A 15358-nucleotide genomic window follows, 5' to 3' on the forward strand; every position below is an offset into this window, starting at 1 on the left:
CTCGACGAAAGGGTGGGTGCGTCCGGTTCGCCGGACGCACCCACCCTGCGCTTCTTGATCAGCTGTGCTTCGCGGTCAGCGCCTGACTGTGACGTTCACGGTCTTGGTGGTGATTCCGCCGGGGCCCCGGGCCACGACGACGACCTTCACAGTTCCAGACACCTTCTTCTTGACCTTCAGACGCAAGGTCTTGCCGGTCTTGCTGAGCGTCTTCGACGCCAGGGTCTTGCCGCTCTTGGTGAGCGACACCTTGACCGAGGTGGCTCCGGCGACGTTGGTCGAGATGCTCAGCCCCGACGACCGCAGGCTCTTGGCCGAGATCTTCTTGTCGGCGATCAACGCCACAGCAGGCTTCGCGGGCTTGGCCGTGACCGGGGGCTTCGTCGGCAGCTTGCTCGGCGTGCGTCCAAGCAGTGTCGCGAACAGATCAGTCTGGTCGATCGTGCCCGTGACGTTGGCTGCCTGCGGGCCCGAGGCGGCGACGCGGATCTGGCTGCCGGTGTGGTTGGAGCCGGATGCTGCGGTGGAGTAGGCAACCGTCATCGGGTCGCCGTCGGCGGTCTGCAGCGTGGCGGTCTGACGTCCGTCACCCGTGCCGCCCACGATCTGGGTGGAGTGGGCGTGGTCGCCGGTCACGATGATGAGCGTGTCGGGGTTCTCCTTCTGGAAGTCCAGAGCGACCTTCACGGCCTTGTCGAGCTCGACCAGATCGCCGATTGCGCCGCAGATGTCGGACGCATGCTCCTGCTTGTCGACCATCGCGCTCTCGGCCTGCAGGAAGAAGCCCTTCTTGTTGTCCAGGAGCCTCGATGGCCTTGGCCGTCATCGTCGACAGGTCGGGCTGGTCGCCGCGGTCTGCCGTGGTGCACTTCTGGGTGGGGCTACCCGTGCCCGGAGGAGCGGCAGCGACGAGCGGGTTGTACATCGGGGTCATGTTGCCGCCAGTGAACAGCCCGAGGACGGGACCGCCGTCCAGCGACGTCAACGCGTCGAGACCAGCCTTGTCCTCGACAGTCCGGTAGCCCTTGGTGGTCGTGGCGTAGTCCAGGACTGTTCCGCCGGTGGCCAGGGTCTGGTTGAAGCGGTTCTTGCCGCCGCCCAGGAGCACGTCGACCTCGTTGTCGACGAGCTGTTCGGCGATCGAGCCCTTGCCGCCAGCGGACTTGAGAGCCGACTGGCAGTCCGCCATGTTCGCCGGGCCCTGGCACGCGCGAGCGTTGATGTGCGACGCGGCCGCTGCGGGCGTCGCATCCGTGATCTCGGCGGTGCTGACGTTGCCGGTGAGCTTGCCCTGCTTCTTGTAGATCTCGAGGACCGTGTCGTAGTCGGTTCCCGCGATGTTCGCGGCAGTGCTCGGACCCTGTGAGAGGCGCCCGTCGACGGTCTTCTTGCCGGTCGACCAGCCGCTGGCGGTCGGAGCGGAGTCCGACACGTAGGCGATCGGGTAGTCGGGGCCGGCGCCGACCTTGAGGCCGTGGGTCGTCATGGCTCCGGTGAACGGCAGCTCGTCGAGGGCGAATCTGCCGTCCGCGCCCCTGGTAGTTGCGGGCGGCGGTGATGATCGAGTCATCGGTGCCGTCGCCGATCAGCAGGATCACGTTGCGAGGCTTCGCGGGGTCGATCGCGGCGGCCAGGTCAGCGGAGCGATCGCTGGTGAAGCCGGGTGAGACGGCGTGGACGGCGCTGCCGATGGCGAGGCCGCCGAGGGCCAGGACGCCGGCGGCGACCAGTCCTTTTCTTGTGCGAGACATGAGATCCATCCTTGTTGTGTGTGGGTCTGCTGAGAACGTCTCGTGGCCAGTGGGCCAGACGACGAACTCACGAGCTCCAACAGATGAACGCAGGTCGACCGTTGGTGAGCGCGCCGAGCTGCCCGTGATCAGCTAGGAGAGCGTCCTCGACCGCGGTGACGGCTGGCAGGCCGCCTACATCACTGACCGGGGAAGCGGTTCGATCGTCGTATCCGCTGAGCTCTTCGAAGCGACCTTTCCTGTGAGGTCGTGCGGGAGGGCGATAAGGTACAAGTATTTAACTTTTCGTTCCTTACTGTCACGTCACCAGTTCATAGGCGACCTGAAGAAGCTGGTGGGGGCGACCGACGAAAGGGCCTTGAGATGACGCCGGACTCTTCGCCGACCGCTGCTGGTCGATCGATGCCGCTCAGTCACATGACGTTGAACGTCATTCGAGTCAACGGAACCCGGATCGCCTATCGCCGCGGCGGCCAGCGGAGCGGTACGCCGCTCGTGCTGGTCCACGGTGGAGCTGGCCACATCGGATGGTGGTTTGGGGTGGTCCCTACCTGCAGAAGAGACATGACGTCGCTGTCCTCGATCTCAGCGGCCATGGTGACAGCGACCATCGCGAGGCGTACAGCCCGCTTGACTGGGCTGACGAGATTGCTGCCGTCATCGACGATCTTGCGGCAGGCCCGGCCGTGGTCGTTGCTCACAGCATGGGTGGCCACATCTCCGCGTTGTTGGCATCGACGAGACCGACACACGTCAAGGCCTTGGTGCTGGTCGACTCTCGGCTCGATTCTGAGCCTTTTCGTGCACCTGACAGCAAAGCGGTCCGCTACTACCCGACGCGTGAAGAAGGGTTGTCCAACTTCCGGCTTCGCCCGCGGGGGACAAGCGCCTCGCCCGATCTGCTGGAGACCGTTGCGGAGTACGGGCTTCGCCACACTGCCGAGGGTTGGCGCTGGAAGTTCGACCCGAACCTGGGGCAACCGTTCACCGCCGCCGACATCGATGCAGCCATCGCCGGAACGGAGTGCCCGATCGGCATCATCTACGGTGAGCTCAGTGAGCTGGCAAGCGACGCGAGCGCCAGTATGTTGCCCGCCGGACCGGGCGAGACGTCCCGCGTATCGGTATTGCCGGCGCCTATCACCACGTCCCGCTCGACGCACCGCAAGCATGTGCGGAAGCTATCGAAGCTGTCTTGACGACCGTGGGTCAAGGCTCCGGATCACGAGACGCCGAAGTCGTCTAAATGCCGTAGCTGGCTTGCCCGATCAGGATGTCGCTGATCGGGCAGTTCTGCGCGCCCGATGCGTGGTGTGGGTGCTCGAGCGCTCTGACTGCTCCACTCCGGCGGCGAGCTGCCGGTATCTGGCACAATCATTTCACCCTGTTGACGTATAACTCATTCACATGTCATGATCGTGACTTCACTCACAGTGGCGATCGACCTACCTCTGGCTGCTTGATCGCCCTCCAAGTACCGCGTGAAAGGCAGACCTTTGAGCGACAACGCTGAACAGCCGCGCATACATGTTTCGGATCTTGAGGTGCATTTCCATAGTGCGAAGGGTCGGGTGCATGCGCTCGGCCCGCTCAATCTGGACATCCGTGACCGCGAGTTCATGAGCGTCGTAGGACCGTCTGGTTGCGGGAAGTCCACATTCCTGCGAATTCTCGGCGGACTGATCACGCCGAGCGCCGGCACGGTCGACCTGTCATTCACCGGCTCCAGCGAGACCCGTATATCGACGGTCTTTCAAGACTTCGGGATTCTTCCGTGGAAGACCGTGATTGCGAATGTCCAATTCGGCTTGCGAATGCGCGGAACTCCGCGCAAAGAGGCTCGCGACATTGCGATGCACTGGATCCAGCGCGCAGGGCTTGCCGGCTTCGAGAATTCCTATCCCAGTCAGCTGTCTGGCGGCATGCGGCAGCGTGTAGCGATCGCACGTGCCTTCGCCGTAGATCCCGAAGTCCTGCTTCTCGATCAGCCCTTCGCTTCGCTCGATGCCCAGATGCGCGAAGTGATGCAGGAGGAGCTGTTGCAGTTGTGCCGAGCGGGCGAGCGCACCGTCGTGCTGATCACCCACAGCCTTGATGAGGCTGTGCTTCTGGTGACCGGGTGATGATGATGCTCCCGGCCGGGCACGATCACCGAGACCAAGGAGATCCCCTTCGGACGTGACAGAGATGCGTCGATCAAGGACAGCCCTGAGTTCTCGGCCATCCGGACTGAACTGTGGGAGCACCTGCGATCGCAGGTGCGTCTGAGCGAGGAGAAGGCCGCATGAAGAACGCTGTGCTCGATCCACACACAGGCTCTGCTCAACCAGACGTCGTGCACGTCATCAGGAAGCCACACGGCTCCCTGGACGATCAAGACCGGCGCCGCATGCGACTCACCGCGCTGGAGATCGTGCTGGGAGTGTCGGTCCCCGTCATCTTGTTGGGGCTGTGGGAGACCGCGTCACGCCTGGGCTGGATCTCCGAAGTCTTGTTCCCACCTCCGTCGAAGATATTCCCTGCGGGGATCGACCTCGCTCAGTCGGGTCAGCTGATCGATGCGACCGGGCAGACGCTGCGCGTGATTCTCGCCGGCTTCGTGATCGGTTCATGTGCGGGGCTGGTCGTGGGAATCGCCTGCGGCACGACCCACCTCATCCGCGCGGCACTCGAACCACTGCTGTCGGCGCTCTATGTTGTGCCGAAGCTTGCGCTTCTTCCGATCTTCTTGCTGACGTTGGGATTTGGTGATCCGCCGAAGATCGCATTGGTCTCGGTCACGGTGTTCTTCTACGTCTGGATCCAGACGATGGAGGCAGTGTCCTCGATTCCGAACGGCTACCTGGAGACTGCGCACACGTTCGACCTCAACGGTCGCCAGATGCTGAGCCAGATCTATCTGCCTGCCACGCTTCCCATGCTCTTCGTCGGCTTCCGCATTGCGATGTCTAGCTCGGTGCTCGTAACGATCGCAGGTGAGTTCGTGATCGGCGGGCAAGGGCTCGGGTTCATGATCTTCAATGCGAGAAATCTGATGCACTGGAGACGATGTACGTCGGAATCATCTGGGTCTCCCTGCTGGGCGTCGCCCTCACGACCATCATCACCATGATTGGCAGGCGATTGACGCCGTGGAACGACTCCAAGTCCAAGCGGCGGTCGTTGACATGACAATTCCTGCCACACCGTCGACCAATCACCTCGAAGTGCAGAAAGCAGTGATGAACATGCGCACCATCTCAAGCGGCCGAGCTCGGCGGGGACTGCTGGTCCTCGCCATGGCGTCCGTCATGGCGGTTTCCGCCGCGTGCGGCGGAAGCGAGAGTGACGAGAGCTCGGCTCCGAAGTCGAGACCACCTACGCCGCGGACGACATCCTCAGGCCCCAGCCGTTGGCCAAGCGCACCAAGGTGACACTGGCTGCGGCCGCACCGGTCGAGACACTGGCTGTGCCGTTCATGGCTCAGGCGTTCGGAGAGTTCGAGAAGGAGAACCTCGACGTCAGAGCGGAACCGTCGTTGCTGACTGCCGACGCCATCGGATTGCTCGAGGCCGGAAGTCTCGACGCCTTGTGGGGATCGGTCGGCGGAGCGCTGCTCAACTCGATCAACAATGGCATCAACGTCAAGGTCGTGGCGCCCGCCGGCGCAACAACGGTGGGGAGTCGAAAGAAGGCTACTGGGCCAACAAGAAGCCTTCTCGAAAGGCATGCCCGGGAGCCTGAAGAAGATCAAGGTGGGCTCGGCCATCGGTGCGGGTACCTCCCACGCGCCGGTGCTGGCGTTGTGGCTCGAAGCCAACGGCGGTGATATCAAGAACGTCGAATTCGTTCAGATCCCGTCTGCCGATATCGGGACAGCCATGGAGAACGGCGCTGTGGACATGGGCTACATCGGTGCGCCCTTCGATCGTCAGTTCAAGGACAGCGACAGCATCGAGTTCGTGACTCCGCAGATCTCGGTCGACGCGCAGTCGGTCGTCTTGTTCGGCTCCTCGATGCTGAAGGACAATCCCGAGGTGGGACAGGCCATCCTGCGCGCCGCCGCGCGAACGAGTCGCGATCACCTCAAGGACGGTTACAAGCAGGATCCGACCACGGTGAAGGCTCTGGCCAAGGCCTTCAAGACCACTGATGACGCCATCAAGAGCGGACCTCCGCTGACGTGGGGTAGTGACCTTCAGATCGGCTATCAGCTTGAGGGTGCGCCTGCTGGCACACCGGAGTACCTCGATCTCATCCAGCAGGTGTTCGCATCAGTCGGCGGCGTCATCGACTACACCAAGCCCTTGACCAAGGCGGATGTGTACGACACCTCGTTCGCCGACGCCGTGATGGGTAGATGAGGTTCATGGGGAGAGAATCTGGCTTGAGGTTTCGATGCGGACGTGTGGTTCTGACCGCGGCGGTCATGCTGGCATCTACCTCCGCGTGCGGTGGTAGCGACAGCAGCGCTCCCAAGACTGAGACCACGTACGCGGCGGACGACACCCTCGCACCCCAGCCACTGGCCGAGCGAACGAAAGTGACGATCGCGGCCAGTGCTCCTGTCGAGGTGAATTCGGTGCCGTTCCTTGCGCAGGCGTTCGACGAGTTCGACAGGGAGAATTTGGATGTGACGTTCGAACCGTCGCTGTTGACTGCGGACGCTATCGGCCTACTTGAGGCTGGCAGCCTGGATGCAGTGTGGGGTTCGGTCGGCGGAGCGTTGCTCAACTCGATCAGCAACGGCGTCGACGTCAAGATTGTGGCAGCTTCTGGAGCAACAGGAGTAGGGGAGTCCCAAGAGGGCTATTGGGCGAGCAAGGAGCTTCTTGCAGGTATGCCCGAGAGCCTGAACAAGGTCAAGGTCGGCTCGGCCATCGGTGCGGGAGCATCTACGGTGCCAGTCCTGGCACGGTGGCTCAAAGAGCATGGCGGCGACATCAAGAACGTCGAGTTCGTCCAGATCCCGTCCGCCGACGTGGGAGCGGCCATGGAGAACGGCGCGGTCGACATGGGCACCATTGGGGTGCCCTATGAACGGCAGTTCAGCGACAGCAACAAGATCGGCTAATCGCACCGGCGGTCTCGCTCAACGCGCAGTCGGTGTTGCTGTTCGGCAGCAACATGTTGGACGAGGATCCGAAGGTTGGTCAGGCACTCATCCGCGCCGCCGCACGAACCGTCAGGGACCACCTGAAACCCGGATACAAGGAGGATCCAGAGACCGTCGAGGCAATGGCCGCAGCGTTCAAGACCAGCGAGGACGCCATCAGCAGTGGCTCTGAGTTGGTGTGGGACCCGGACCTGGCGATCGGCTACGAGCTCGAGGGTGTGCCGGCCGGCACACCGGATTACCTTTCCCTCATCCAGGAGACTTTCTTGGCTGTGGGTGGGGTCATCGAGTACACCCAGCCGTTGACCAGGACACAGGTCTACGACCAGTCGTTCCTCGACGCCGTGATCAAGAAGTAGCGCCATGACCGGGAAACCAGACCCAGGAAAAGAGAACGTATGAGTGACATCGAGCTGCAGGGGCCGGTCGACGGAGTCTTGACGGTGACACTGAACCGTCCGCAACGCCTGAACGCCTTCACGTTCGAGATGGTCGCCGAGCTCGAGGCCGCCTTGAAGGGCGCCGACGCTGACCCGGAGTGCAGGGTCGTCGTGCTGACGGGGGCAGGGCGTGGCTTCTGCTCGGGACACGACCGGGGCGATCAGACGACGTCGCCCTGGAATGCAGCGGACCACAACGAGGTGCGCGCACAGGCCCGGGACGCTGATCGGTACTTCGCGCTGACGTCATTGATGCGCACGATGCGCCCGGTGGTCATCGCGGCCGTCAACGGCCCGGCGGCGGGGGCAGGTCTGTCGATTGCGCTGGCTGCGGATCTGACTGTTGCAGGGCACAGCGCATCGTTCGTGAACGGCTTCGTCAACACGGGTGGGGTTCACATGGAGCTCGGCATCAGTCAGCTCCTGCCTCGGATCGTTGGCTCGCAGCGAGCTGCGCGCATGCTGATTGCTGCTGAGACGGTCAGTGCTGACGTAGCGGCGGAATGGGGCTTGGTGGGGGAGACAGTTGCCGACGATGAGCTGCCAGCACGCGTCGCGCAGCTTGCCGCGGAGGTAAGCGCACGGCCCGAGGGAAGTCTCGAGCTGACCAAGCAGCTGTTCTGGGCAGGGGTCAGTTCGGCATCGATCGCCGAGTCAGCACGGAATGAAGCGCGCAGCCAGCTGCTCGCTCAGTCGATCAGGCGCGCGGAATGAGCCCGATCGGGAGGCGGCGCGGAGATCATGGCGTCAGGCCGGCGCGGATGTCGAGGGCCGATTGCAAGAAGTTCTGCAGCAGGATCAGCTCTTCGCCCGCCAACTCGAGCTGAGTGCGGTGCAGCAGCGCCTGCGGGCCTCCGCAGCTGAGGCCCCAGTAGCGACGGGACATGCCGTTCACGTGATGCTGATGTTCCACGATCGCCACTCCCACGGCCGCGTATCTGCCGCCTGCGATGTCATCGCGGCGGACGAAGCCGTCACGTTCGAGCTGCGCGATACCACTGAGTATGCGCTCCTCACGTCGTGGCCACGCATCCAGGTCTCGATCGCGCAATCGCTGCATCGACTCCTTGCGGTCGGCTTCGTTCATCCGCGCGAGCACGGCGAGCCCACTCGTGGTCGACGTCAGAGAGGTGCGCCAACCGCTTTGAAATTCTGTGACGACCACTTCGCCGTCGACTTGCTGAATTGACAACATCTCTTCGGAATGACACATCGCCAAAGTGGTGGTCAGGGAGGTTCGACGTGTCACGTCGCGCATCCCGGGCTGGGCGAGGCTGAGGAGGCTCAAACCGCGAACGGCGGCATAGCCCAGCATCACAGCGGGCATGCCAACGTGCAGAGCGGCTCCGTCGACACTGCGAACAAGGTATCCGTGCTCGACCAAGGTGTGGGAGAGCCTCCACGCGGTTGGCTGGGTCAGCCCCACGCGCCTGGCGATCTCAGAAACCGTCAATTCCTCGCCAGGACGCTCAAAACAGCGGAGCACCTCGAGGCCCTTGGCGAGTGCCGCGACGATCTGGCGGTCACGTGGATCTTTGTCGGAGGACCGGGTTCGGGTGGCCGATGCGTCTGTCTCGGTGCCATCTGTTGTTGACATGAATTCACTATACAGGTTAGTTTCGACACAAATACGAATAACTTATGTGCACAGCGGTTGCGATAGAGAGGTAGACAGATGACGTCGGTAGTACCTGAGAAGCGCGATATCGATCCGGTCGCATGGCCGATGGACCGGGAAACAGCCGAGGATGATGGATGGCGTCCGCCCACCGGCACGAGAGTCGTCTCAGTCGACGACCACGGCATGGAAGAGATGCATCTGTGGGAGAACCGCCTCAAGGGCGCCGACAAGCTGCGCGCCCCCAAGCTCTGGGTCGACGAGGACAAGCGCTTTCACATGGAGGTGGAAGGGGCCAGCTACGACGTGCCCGGCCTTGACTCCTTGCTCGGCGAAGGTCGTCAAGGGATGTGGGACCGCGACGAACGTCTCAAAGACATGGACTCCGAGGGAATCGACACCTCCTTGTTCTTCCACTCGCGCGCAATGTCCCTCGTGCGGATGGAGGACAAGGAGTTCTTCGCGCGCTGCATGACCGTCTACAACGAGTGGCTGGCCGAGTACTGTGCCGTCGCACCTGACCGGCTGGTCGGAGTCGGCATCCTGCCTACTCTCTACCAGCCGGAGGCGACGCGGGACTATCTGCAGATGATGCAGGACTTGGGTATCAGAGCCCTTGAGATTCCCTCAGCTCCCAAGAATGTTCCGTACAACTCCTCGAAGATGGAGCCGATGTGGGAGGCGATCGCCGAGAGCGGCATCCCCGTGATGTTCCACATCGGTGCCTACCTTGAGTTCCGGGGCGAGGGCGCCACGGGCGCCAATCTCACGAAGAACCTGGGACCCTATCGGCCGCTGTGGTCGCTCCTGGCATTCTCGGGCATCCTGGAACGGAACCCTGATCTCAACGTGGTGTTCCTCGAGGGCGGGTTCGGCTGGGTCCCCTGGACTCTCCAAGATGCTGACTGGGTCTACCGCACGTACGAATCGCAATTGAAGCCGAAGCTGGCGGAGCTGCCGAGCTACTACTTCAAGCGTCAGTGCTACGCGGCCATGATGTCCGACGATGTGGGTTTGAAGCTGGCGCGTGACTACGACATGGCGGACAACTTGCTGTGGTCGTGCGACTACCCGCACGCCGAGGGCATCTTTGGAAGCTCTCGCTCGGAGATCCGGAAGATCTTCAACGTGCTTGGCGACGAGGATGGCAAGAAGGTGGTGGGCGGAACTGCAGAGCGTCTGTGGAACCTTCCGCCGCTGGGAAGCTGACCGGTGTGGTGGTGTTGTCAGACAGCGCACATGGCCCAATTGACCAGGTGGACGGTCCGGCCAGCATGAAGGTGATCGATCCGCGGGCCATGCGAGACGCGATGCAGCTCGTTCGCAACGGGTGTCGCCGTGGTGACTGCGTCTGGTCTCGACGGTGAGCCCGTGGGCCTGACGGTCAACAGCTTCAACTCGGTCTCGCTCGAGCCGCCGCTGGTCCTGTGGAGCTTGGCCCTGACCAGCCGCAGGCTCCCGGCATTCCGTCAGGCGAAGTACTGGGGTGTGCACATTCTGGCTGCGGATCAGGAGCAAGTGTCGAACAGGTTCGCGTCCAGCTCAAAGAACCGTTTTGACGACTTGGCCTATCACTTGTCTGCGGAGGGCGTGCCACTGATCGAGGGGTGCGCGGCACGCTTCGTGTGTCGAACCACCTTTGAGTACGAAGGTGGTGATCACGCCATCTTCGTGGGTGAGGTGCTGGATCTCGAATCTGCCGTGAGCCCGCCGCTGATCTTCCATGGCGGCCAGTACCGGCGGGTGTTGTCGGTACCGCCGAGAGAGGTGCCGGCGCGTCTCGACAACGACGGCGAGTTCGGGCGCTACTTCATCGGGCACACACTTGGTCGCGTCTACAGCGATGCCTTCCGCGAGCTGAGGCAAGAGTGCTCGGTCCGCGGGCTGAGCGGCAGGGACTATACGGTGCTGGTGTCTCTTGGCCTCGGGGACGGCTGCGACATCGAGTCATTGCAGCGGCGGGCAGCACGTGGTGGCGCGCGTCTCAGCGTAGACGCCGTCGACGACATGGCGAGGCGCGGCATCGTCGACATCGACGCCGGGCTGGTGCGATTGACAACCCAAGGGAACAGGCTGCTGAGCGAGATCATCGCGGTCTCCCAGGCGTCGCACTTCCGGCTCCAGGACAAGCTTGCCCCTGAGGAGTTCTCGACGCTGGAGCACCTGCTCGACAAGCTCGCACCAGACGCGTAGAGAGTCTGCGAGCGGAACTTCACCCGGTTCGCCTTCGGCAGAGTATTGCCAAGGCGGGCCGGGTGCTGGGTCATGCCCGGGCGCACCCCAGCGGCGACAGGGAGCATTCGCAGCTGGCTTTTCAATAGGCAAAATCATCTTAACTATTTGCTTGACACATGAGTTATTCAGTGAGACGGTCGTCACGTCGGGTCCGCAGGTGTGTATCTGCGCAGCCCGTCTCACCACGAAGAGAGGACGAGGTATGGACCTCACGCCCCCTGCTCAACCCATCGACCATCGCGCTCATTGGCGCCTCCGATGACAAGAGTCGTCTGGGTGGATTGGTGCTCAACAACCTGCTCAAGGAGTTCGAAGGTGCCATCACGCCGGTGAACCCGAACCGTAGCGAGGTCCAAGGAGTGCCGGCGGTCTCGTCGATTGCCTCGATCGACTACGTCCCGGATCTTGCCGTCATCGCATCACCCGCCAAGACAGTCGTACCCGCAGTCCAGGACTGCATCGAGCGCGGCGTCAAGGGCCTGATCGTCATCAGCTCTGGTTTCGCCGAGACCGGAGAAGAAGGACGAGTCCTGCAGGACGAGCTCGTCAGGATGACGACGGCTGCCGGAGTACCGATGGTGGGTCCCGACTGTGTGGGAGTGATCAGCCTTCCCAGCAAGATGCGTGCGTCGTTCGTGCGTCTCATGGGTATCCCGATGCGCGCCGGTGCGACCGCTGTCGTCAGCCAGAGCGGTGCTGTGGGTCTCTCGCTGTTCGAGCAGGCGCAGCTGTGCGGTGTGGGATCGTCGTATCTGGCCACCACGGGCAACGAGGCGGGTGTGACCTGCGCTCAGCTGATCGAGCATGTCATCGACGATGACGACGTCAACGTCGTTCTGGCCTACCTCGAAGGCATCCGAGACCCCGATCGTCTCTTGGCAGCCGGCCTGCGGTCGGCAGAGCTCGGCAAGCCGATCGTGGCGCTCAAGGTGGGGTCGTCGGTCTCCGGGGGAAAGGCTGCCGTCAGCCACACCGGAGCGATGGCAGTTCCCGACGCGATGGTCGATGCACTGCTCGACCGCGCCGGCATCATCCGGGTCCATTCGATCCGACAGATGATGGACTACGCCAAGGCTTTTGCGCCTGGCACGCGCATCGGGGGAAAGAAGACCGTCATCCTCACCGGTAGCGGTGGCACCGGTGTCATGATGGCGGATGCAGCGGAGTCTGCGGGACTTGACCTCGCAGCACCTTCCCCTGTGCTCAGGCCGACTCTCGAACGTCTGGTGCCAGCGATCGGATCGATCGCCAACCCCCATCGACCACACCGCACAGATCATCAACGAGCCGGAGAACTACGAAGCTCTGGTCCGTGCGGTCACGGCCGCGCCCGAGTACGACGCTGTCGTCATGGGCAACGTCTCCCGTGCCCAGGGAACTGACCTTCTCGATCTGCTCGAGGAGGTCGGCAACTCCTCGTCGAACGTCTTGGTGGCGCACAGCCACTATCCCGAGATCGTGACTGATCTGGCCTCGCGAGGTGTGCGGTCAACAGACGACCCGGAGGCGGCCCTCGAGATGGTCGCCGTCATGTCTCGTTTCGAGACCAGGCGCCAAGAGATCCTGTCGGAGGATCACGAAGTCTTGACTGCGTCGCGACTGTCGGCCATGGCCGACGATACCCATGTTGCGTCCTCGAGCGAAGCCCGAGCACTGCTGGAAAAGGCGGGTGTCCGGTTCCCGAGCGAGTTCGCGGTCATCGACGAGGACGAGGCTGCTTTGTGCTGGGGCAAGATCGGCGGCCCCGTCGCCCTCAAGATCGACGCCGACTGGATGCCCCACAAGACCGAGCACGGCGGGCTGATCCTCGGGTTGAACACCGAGTCCGATGTTCGCGTCGCCTTCGAACGACTCCGTTCGATCGCACAGACGTTGGCACCCGATGGTGCCACGACGGCGTTTGTGGTCCAAGAGATGATCCCGCCGGGCATCGAGCTCATTTGCGGTGGACTGCGTAACCCGTTGTTTGGCCCGATCATCAGCGTCGGTGTGGGCGGAGTGCTGACCGAGATCATCCAGCTGCGTGGCCTGACCTTGGCCCCGGTGAGCAGCGCAGAGGCTCGACGTCTGCTGTGCAGGCTCGCCGACGGTCGCCTCGTCCAGTCAGTCCGCGGCCTTGATGAGTCTCAGATCGAGGCCGTCGTCGAGGCGATCGTCGGACTCGGCGATCTTCTCAGTGCCCACGACGACATCGCGGAGATCGAGGTCAATCCCCTGATCGTGACGGCGTCCGGCGTCGTCGCCGTCGACGCCCTGGTCTCGCTGGCGTCCACGGGCTGAGCCTGTCTCACCCTCCCGCTTCCACGCCACGAGAATTGGATAACCACATGTCAAACGTCTTGCGAATCGACCACTCCGGCTGGGTCGAGCTGCGCCTCAACCGTCCCGATGCCCGCAACGCATTGTCAGGCGAGCTGCTGCACGAGCTGCTCGAGCACCTGCAAGCGGCCGATGATGACTCGTCGGTGCATGCGATGCTGATCACGGGCGAGGGCCGAGACTTCTGCGCAGGCTATGACCTGAAGGGCAAAGCCGATGATTCTTACGGCTCGCACTCGGTCACCGACGGTGGGTTCGACGCGGATCTGGCGCGAGTTCAGAAGTCGGCTCAGCCGATCATGGACGTCCTGAAGATTCGCAAGCCGGTTGTTGCCATGGTCCACGGGTTCTGTCTGGCCGGTGGGACTGACTTGGCGTTCGTCTGCGACATCGTGATCGCCGCCGACGATGCCATGATCGGGTTCCCGGCCACCCGGGATCTGGGTAGTCCGCCGGTGCCGATGTGGCTCTACCACGTGGGGCCGCAGTGGGCGAAGCGGCTGCTCTTGACCGGCGACTCGATCAGTGGACAGGACGCAGCAAAGATCGGCCTGGTGCTGAAGTCCGTGCCCAGGGAAGCGCTGGAGGACGAGGTGCACGGGCTCATGCGGCGTATGAGCGCTATCGATCCGCACCTGTTGACTGCCAACAAGCGCATCGTGCAGTTCGGTCTGGAGCTTCCAAGGTGTCAACAGTGTCTTGAACCTGGCCCCCGCGAACGATGTTCGTGCGCATCTCGCGCCGTCGGCGTTGGAGCTCAAGGCGTCGGCGCCCGATGACGTCGTGGCGGTCCTGCGCGATCGCAGGGACAAGGTCTTCGGCCGTGGACTCGTTCGGGTCAGTGAGCCCGATCAGTACGATGCCGACGGGCGGCTGGTCTAGATGAAGGAGCCATCGGGTCTGCTTGCAGCACTGGCTGGGCGGCTTGCGCTTCCGGTGATCGGATCACCGATGTTCATCGCATCGGGGCCTGAGCTGGTCATCGCTCAATGTACGGCGGGTGTCGTGGGGACCATGCCGACTCGGAGCGTTCGAGATCCGGCTCTTCTCGGGTCTGAGCTCGATCGGATCTCGGCTGCCTGCGCTGACTTCGCCGCGGCACATCCTGGTGCGCCCGTCGCACCGTTCGGGGTCAACCTCGTGATGCACCGGGCCAACGATCGCTTCGAACACGACTTGGAGACGGTTCTCGATCGGCAGGTGCCTCTGGTCATCACGTCACTGGGCCCCTCCGCGTCGGTGGTGGATGCTGTCCACGCTTACGGCGGCCACGTCTTGCACGACGTCGTCAGCATGCGCCACGCGCGCAAGGCCATCGCCGAAGGTGTGGATGGCTTGATCCTGGTCTGCAACGGCGCTGGGGGACACGCGGGATCGCTGAGTCCCTTCGCGCTGCTGCGAGAGCTCCGGTTCGAGTACGACGGCCCGGTGGTTCTGGCGGGTGGCATCTCGGATGGTTTCGGCGTCTACGGTGCACTAGCCATGGGCGCAGATCTGGCTTACGTGGGTTTCGCGGTTCATCGCGACCGACGAGGCGGGTGTCGATCCTGAGTACAAGTCGATGATCGTGGAGTCCACCGCCGACGACGTGCTCTACACCCCGTGGACCACCGGGGTGCCCGGGAACTATCTGAAGCCGAGCATGCGTCGAGTCGGGCTCGATCCTGAGAACCTGCCGGAGCCGGATGAGGCGGTCAACTTCACGACCGAGAGCCGGCCCAAGGCATGGAAGGACATCTGGAGCGCTGGGCAGGGTGTCGGCTCCATTCGGGACGTGGTGAACGTGGCCGAGCTGATTCCGCGGATGCGGGCGGAGTTCGATACGGCGAGGGAGCGCGCGGCGGGGCGCGTCAGCTCGCTGGTGGGCGCAGCCCAGTAGGGAAAGCAGGGCGCCGGCCAC

16 protein-coding genes and 1 pseudogene are annotated in these 15358 nt (G+C 63.2%); 15 read left to right on the plus strand and 2 right to left on the minus strand.

The features are described 5' to 3' along the window. Window positions 1-75: 75 nt before the first annotated feature. A pseudogene (locus ACHMWU_RS10590) lies at window positions 76-1570 on the minus strand (alkaline phosphatase). A gap of 579 nt (window positions 1571-2149) precedes the next feature. Between ACHMWU_RS10590 and ACHMWU_RS10595 the strand changes: the two are divergent. From ACHMWU_RS10595 to ACHMWU_RS10630, 8 genes are all read left to right on the plus strand, one after another. Continuing rightward, a complete protein-coding gene (locus tag ACHMWU_RS10595) occupies window positions 2150-2950 on the plus strand; it encodes an alpha/beta fold hydrolase (protein ID WP_396046638.1) in 801 nt (266 codons plus the stop codon). Between the two features lie 297 nt (window positions 2951-3247). After that, entirely contained in the window at window positions 3248-3874 is a 627-nt protein-coding gene (locus ACHMWU_RS10600) for an ABC transporter ATP-binding protein (protein ID WP_396043526.1), read from the plus strand. A gap of 161 nt (window positions 3875-4035) precedes the next feature. Continuing rightward, a complete protein-coding gene (locus ACHMWU_RS10605; RefSeq protein ID WP_396043528.1) occupies window positions 4036-4863 on the plus strand; it encodes an ABC transporter permease in 828 nt (275 codons plus the stop codon). Between the two features lie 279 nt (window positions 4864-5142). Beyond that, complete coding sequence (locus tag ACHMWU_RS10610) at window positions 5143-5559, plus strand: hypothetical protein (RefSeq protein WP_396043531.1); 417 nt, start codon at window positions 5143-5145, stop codon at window positions 5557-5559. Then, window positions 5459-6094 (plus strand): ABC transporter substrate-binding protein, encoded by a 636-nt coding sequence (locus ACHMWU_RS10615; RefSeq protein ID WP_396043533.1) that lies wholly within the window; start codon window positions 5459-5461, stop codon window positions 6092-6094. The genes ACHMWU_RS10610 and ACHMWU_RS10615 overlap by 101 nt, the downstream gene beginning before the upstream one ends. 65 nt (window positions 6095-6159) lie before the next feature. Then, complete coding sequence (locus ACHMWU_RS10620) at window positions 6160-6804, plus strand: ABC transporter substrate-binding protein (RefSeq protein ID WP_396046640.1); 645 nt, start codon at window positions 6160-6162, stop codon at window positions 6802-6804. A 32-nt stretch (window positions 6805-6836) separates the two neighbouring features. After that, window positions 6837-7205, plus strand: a complete 369-nt coding sequence (locus tag ACHMWU_RS10625) for a hypothetical protein (RefSeq protein WP_396043535.1) — start codon at window positions 6837-6839, stop codon at window positions 7203-7205. 39 nt (window positions 7206-7244) lie between these two features. After that, on the plus strand, window positions 7245-8000 hold the full coding sequence (locus tag ACHMWU_RS10630) for an enoyl-CoA hydratase/isomerase family protein (protein ID WP_396043537.1): 756 nt from the start codon (window positions 7245-7247) through the stop codon (window positions 7998-8000). A 25-nt stretch (window positions 8001-8025) separates the two neighbouring features. Here ACHMWU_RS10630 and ACHMWU_RS10635 read toward each other — a convergent pair whose 3' ends face one another. Beyond that, on the minus strand, window positions 8026-8883 hold the full coding sequence (locus tag ACHMWU_RS10635) for an IclR family transcriptional regulator (RefSeq protein WP_396043539.1): 858 nt from the start codon (window positions 8881-8883) through the stop codon (window positions 8026-8028). A 78-nt stretch (window positions 8884-8961) separates the two neighbouring features. Here ACHMWU_RS10635 and ACHMWU_RS10640 point away from each other — a divergent pair, with 78 nt between their 5' ends. From ACHMWU_RS10640 to ACHMWU_RS10670, 7 genes are all read left to right on the plus strand, one after another. Beyond that, on the plus strand, window positions 8962-10113 hold the full coding sequence (locus tag ACHMWU_RS10640) for an amidohydrolase family protein (RefSeq protein ID WP_396043541.1): 1152 nt from the start codon (window positions 8962-8964) through the stop codon (window positions 10111-10113). Window positions 10114-10191: 78 nt separating this feature from the next. Further along, window positions 10192-11097, plus strand: coding sequence for a flavin reductase (locus ACHMWU_RS10645; protein ID WP_396046642.1), 906 nt, complete (start codon window positions 10192-10194; stop codon window positions 11095-11097). A 158-nt stretch (window positions 11098-11255) separates the two neighbouring features. Then, a complete protein-coding gene (locus tag ACHMWU_RS10650) occupies window positions 11256-12521 on the plus strand; it encodes a CoA-binding protein (RefSeq protein WP_396043543.1) in 1266 nt (421 codons plus the stop codon). Continuing rightward, window positions 12490-13419 carry an acetate--CoA ligase family protein gene (locus tag ACHMWU_RS10655; RefSeq protein WP_396043545.1) on the plus strand — a complete coding sequence of 310 codons (930 nt, stop codon included), beginning with the start codon at window positions 12490-12492 and terminating at the stop codon, window positions 13417-13419. Before ACHMWU_RS10650 ends, ACHMWU_RS10655 begins: the two co-directional genes overlap by 32 nt. A 47-nt stretch (window positions 13420-13466) precedes the next feature. Continuing rightward, window positions 13467-14237 carry an enoyl-CoA hydratase-related protein gene (locus tag ACHMWU_RS10660; RefSeq protein WP_396043547.1) on the plus strand — a complete coding sequence of 257 codons (771 nt, stop codon included), beginning with the start codon at window positions 13467-13469 and terminating at the stop codon, window positions 14235-14237. 103 nt (window positions 14238-14340) lie between these two features. Next, window positions 14341-15009: an NAD(P)H-dependent flavin oxidoreductase gene (locus ACHMWU_RS10665; protein ID WP_396043549.1), complete on the plus strand. Its 669-nt coding sequence runs from the start codon at window positions 14341-14343 to the stop codon at window positions 15007-15009. 10 nt (window positions 15010-15019) lie between these two features. Next, entirely contained in the window at window positions 15020-15337 is a 318-nt protein-coding gene (locus ACHMWU_RS10670; RefSeq protein WP_396043551.1) for a hypothetical protein, read from the plus strand. The last annotated feature ends 21 nt before the right edge of the window (window positions 15338-15358 follow it).

This window comes from Aeromicrobium sp. UC242_57 (assembly GCF_044452305.1).
In the GTDB taxonomy this organism is placed as follows: Bacteria; Actinomycetota; Actinomycetes; order Propionibacteriales; family Nocardioidaceae; genus Aeromicrobium.

Bases quoted from the DNA above. Each gene is read 5' to 3' on its own strand.
- ACHMWU_RS10635 (WP_396043539.1), bottom strand. From the start codon at position 8,883: ATGTCAACAACAGATGGCACCGAGACAGACGCATCGGCCACCCGAACC.
- ACHMWU_RS10640 (WP_396043541.1), top strand. From the start codon at position 8,962: ATGACGTCGGTAGTACCTGAGAAGCGCGATATCGATCCGGTCGCATGG.
- ACHMWU_RS10660 (WP_396043547.1), top strand. From the start codon at position 13,467: ATGTCAAACGTCTTGCGAATCGACCACTCCGGCTGGGTCGAGCTGCGC.
- ACHMWU_RS10620 (WP_396046640.1), top strand. From the start codon at position 6,160: ATGCTGGCATCTACCTCCGCGTGCGGTGGTAGCGACAGCAGCGCTCCC.
- ACHMWU_RS10630 (WP_396043537.1), top strand. From the start codon at position 7,245: ATGAGTGACATCGAGCTGCAGGGGCCGGTCGACGGAGTCTTGACGGTG.
- ACHMWU_RS10655 (WP_396043545.1), top strand. From the start codon at position 12,490: ATGGGCAACGTCTCCCGTGCCCAGGGAACTGACCTTCTCGATCTGCTC.
- ACHMWU_RS10670 (WP_396043551.1), top strand. From the start codon at position 15,020: ATGATCGTGGAGTCCACCGCCGACGACGTGCTCTACACCCCGTGGACC.
- ACHMWU_RS10665 (WP_396043549.1), top strand. From the start codon at position 14,341: ATGAAGGAGCCATCGGGTCTGCTTGCAGCACTGGCTGGGCGGCTTGCG.
- ACHMWU_RS10615 (WP_396043533.1), top strand. From the start codon at position 5,459: ATGCCCGGGAGCCTGAAGAAGATCAAGGTGGGCTCGGCCATCGGTGCG.
- ACHMWU_RS10605 (WP_396043528.1), top strand. From the start codon at position 4,036: ATGAAGAACGCTGTGCTCGATCCACACACAGGCTCTGCTCAACCAGAC.
- ACHMWU_RS10650 (WP_396043543.1), top strand. From the start codon at position 11,256: ATGAGTTATTCAGTGAGACGGTCGTCACGTCGGGTCCGCAGGTGTGTA.